Source organism: Natronospira sp. (assembly GCF_007134575.1).
Lineage (GTDB): Bacteria > Pseudomonadota > Gammaproteobacteria > Natronospirales > Natronospiraceae > Natronospira > Natronospira elongata.
In genome coordinates this window covers 1-3,067 of record NZ_SLKM01000288.1, presented here as the reverse complement: position 1 = coordinate 3,067, position 3,067 = coordinate 1, and the positions used below count along the sequence as shown (strand labels likewise).

The following is a 3,067-nucleotide window of genomic DNA, read 5'->3' as shown; positions in this document are numbered from 1 at the left end:
GGAAGAATGACCCCAAGGCGGGCCGCGAGGCCCAGCGCTACGAGAACCCCATCCCTTCCCGGGAATACATCCTGAAGGTCATGGAAGAGCTGGGCGAGCCCCAGGACTTTGATGATCTGGTTGAACAACTGGGTCTGGTAGAGCCGGAGGAGGTGGAAGCCCTGGGATTCCGCGTCCGGGCCATGATCCGTGACGGTCAACTGATCACCAACCGCCGTGGCGCCCTGTGCCTGGTGGATCGGGTGGGCCTGGTCACCGGCACGGTGGTGGGTCACCGGGACGGTTTCGGCTTTTGCACCCCGGACGACGGCGGCGCCGATGTCTTCATGCCTCCCCGCGAGATGCGCGAGATCATGCATGGTGACCGTGTGGCGGTGCGTGTTGTGGACGTTGACCGCAGAGGCCGTTCGGTGGGCTCCCTGGCGAGGATTCTGGAGCGCAATACCGAGGATTTGATTGGCCGTTATTTCGAAGAGTCCGGCATCAGTTATGTGGTGCCGGATAACAGCCGCTTCAGTCAGGATCTTTTTGTTCCCCCGGAGAAGCGGGGTGGCGCCAGGCACGGACAGATCGTGCGGGTGGTACTGGAAATGTATCCCTCCCGCCGCAACCAGCCCATCGGCCGGGTGGAACAGATTCTCGGTGATCACCGGGATCCGGGCATGGAAATCGATATTGCCGTGCACTCTCACGGTCTGCCGCGGGAATGGCCGGAGGGCGTGGAAGCCGAGGCCCAGCGCTTCGGTGGTTCGGTGTCCGAACAGGCCAAGGCCGGACGCAAGGACTTCCGCGAGCTGCCGCTGGTGACCATTGATGATGAGACCGCCAAGGATTTTGACGACGCGGTCTTCTGCGAGAAGACCGACAAGGGCTTTCGTCTCCTGGTCGCCATTGCCGATGTTGCCGAGTATGTGCAGCCGGACAGCGCCCTGGATCAGGAGGCCTGGCGGCGAGGGACATCCGTCTACTTCCCGGGGCATGTCATCCCCATGTTGCCGGAAGTGCTGTCCAACGGGCTTTGTTCGCTGAATCCCGAAGTGGATCGGCTGACCATGGTCTGCGAGCTCTTTCTGGATGAGGAAGGCAAGGTCACCGGCAGCCGTTTTCATGAGGGCGTGATCCGCTCTCATGCCCGTCTGACCTACAACAAGGTCTGGGCCATGGTGCAGGGGGATAAGCAGCTGCGCTCCGAGTACGAGCATGTTCTCGGCAACGTGGAAAATCTGCACACCCTGTTCCGCAAGCTGATCAAGCGTCGGCGCAAGCGCGGGGCGATTGATTTCGAAACCATCGAGACCAAGTTTGTATTCGATGATTTCGGCAAGATCGAAAAGATCGTGCCGGTGGAACGCAATGATGCCCATCGTCTGATCGAGGAATGCATGATTGCCGCCAATGTGGCGACCGGACAGTTTCTGGAAAAGCACGGCATGCCCACCCTTTACCGGGTGCATGAGGGACCGGAAGAGGAAAAGGTCAGCGAGTTACGCGACTTTCTGGGCAAGCTCGGGCTCAAGCTGGGTGGCGGTGAGAAACCGGAGCCCAAGCATTATGCCCAGGTGCTGGACCAGGCCCGGGAAAGGGAAGATGCCGCTCTCATCCAGACGGTATTGCTGCGCTCACTGAAGCAGGCGGTCTACAGTCCCAGGAATGTGGGCCATTTCGGTCTTTCCCACGGCACCTATCTGCATTTCACTTCACCCATTCGCCGCTATCCGGATTTGCTGGTTCACCGTGCCATCAAGCACATCCTGCGCAGGTTGCCGGAGGACGAGTATCCCTACGGCTTCAAGGACATGGAGCGCATCGGCGGGCATTGTTCCTCGACCGAGCGGCGGGCCGATGAGGCCACCCGCGATGCGGCCGATACGCTCAAATGCGAGTTCATGCAGGACAAGGTCGGTGAGGAATTCGAGGGCATGATCGTGGGCGTTACCTCCTTCGGTCTGTTCGTGAAGCTCAAGGAGGTGCATATCGAAGGCATGGCCCATGTCACCTCCCTGCCCAACGATTACTACAAGTTCGATCCCGTCGGCCACCGCATGGTGGGCGAGCGCTCCGGCCGCGTCTTCCGGCTCACCGACAGCCTACGGGTCCGCGTGGTCCGGGTGGATCCGGATGAGCGCAAGATTGACCTGGAGCCGGCGGAGGCCGAAGCCGAGGCCGGTGGCAAGAAAAAGGGCAAGAAGGGCAAGAAGGCCCGGAGGCAGCGGGGATGACGGAGTTCCTCGCCGGTATCCACCCGGTACGGGCCGCCCTTGCCGCCGGGCGGGTGCGGGAGCTCCATGTGGCTGCCGGCAACAAGCGTATTCGTGAGTTGAGTGATCAGGCCCGGGCGGCGGGGATTCCGGTGCTGTCCACTGACAAGCAGCAGCTTACGATCCTTGCCGGCACCGATCGCCATCAGGGCGTGGTGGCCCGGGCCGAGCCGGGAGAGAACGTGACCGACCTGGATGATCTGGTCGCCCGGGCCGAGTCCGGGGAAGCACTACTGCTCCTGGTGCTGGATGGCGTGCAGGACCCGCACAACCTGGGTGCCTGTCTGCGCACCGCCGATGCCGCCGGGGTGGATGCGGTAATCGTGCCCAAGGACCGCTCCAGCCCACTCACGCCGGCCGCTCGTAAAGTGGCTGCCGGCGGCGCGGAAACGGTGCCTTTCCTGCCGGTTACCAATCTGGTCCGGGCTCTGCGTAGCCTTCAGGAGGCCGGTGTGTGGACAGTGGGACTGGCCGGTGAGGCCGGCCAGAGCCTCTATGAAACCGATCTAACCGGGCCTTTGGCCATTGTTATGGGTGCCGAAGCCGATGGCTTGCGGCGCTTGACCCGCGAGCAGTGCGATTTCCTCGCCGCCCTGCCCATGGCCGGGCAGGTGGAGAGCCTCAATGTCTCGGTCACCGCCGGGGTGTGCCTGTATGAGGCAGTGCGGCAGAGGGGGGAGAGTTCCCAGTGAACAGTTCCCAGTGAACAGTTCCCAGTGAACAGTGGGGCCGTGCCTACACGAGCGCCTACTGTTTTCTGTGGATTTTGTGGGTGCTGAGTAGGCAAGGGATATTTCGAAGCAGCACGG

The 3,067-nt window shown here is 62.2% G+C and carries 2 protein-coding genes; both read left to right on the top strand.

The window, feature by feature from the left end; all coding sequences use genetic code 11:
• Nucleotides 1-2,219: ribonuclease R (gene rnr / locus ACJWXQ_RS11650; protein ID WP_406672863.1), on the top strand; the 2,219-nt coding region annotated here is incomplete at its 5' end.
• Entirely contained in the window at nucleotides 2,216-2,950 is a 735-nt protein-coding gene (gene rlmB, locus ACJWXQ_RS11645) for a 23S rRNA (guanosine(2251)-2'-O)-methyltransferase RlmB (RefSeq protein ID WP_346050099.1), read from the top strand. The genes rnr and rlmB, both read left to right, overlap by 4 nt.
• Nucleotides 2,951-3,067 lie beyond the last annotated feature (117 nt).

Excerpts from the sequence above, each read along its gene's own strand:
- rlmB (WP_346050099.1), top strand. The coding sequence starts at position 2,216 with ATGACGGAGTTCCTCGCCGGTATCCACCCGGTACGGGCCGCCCTTGCC.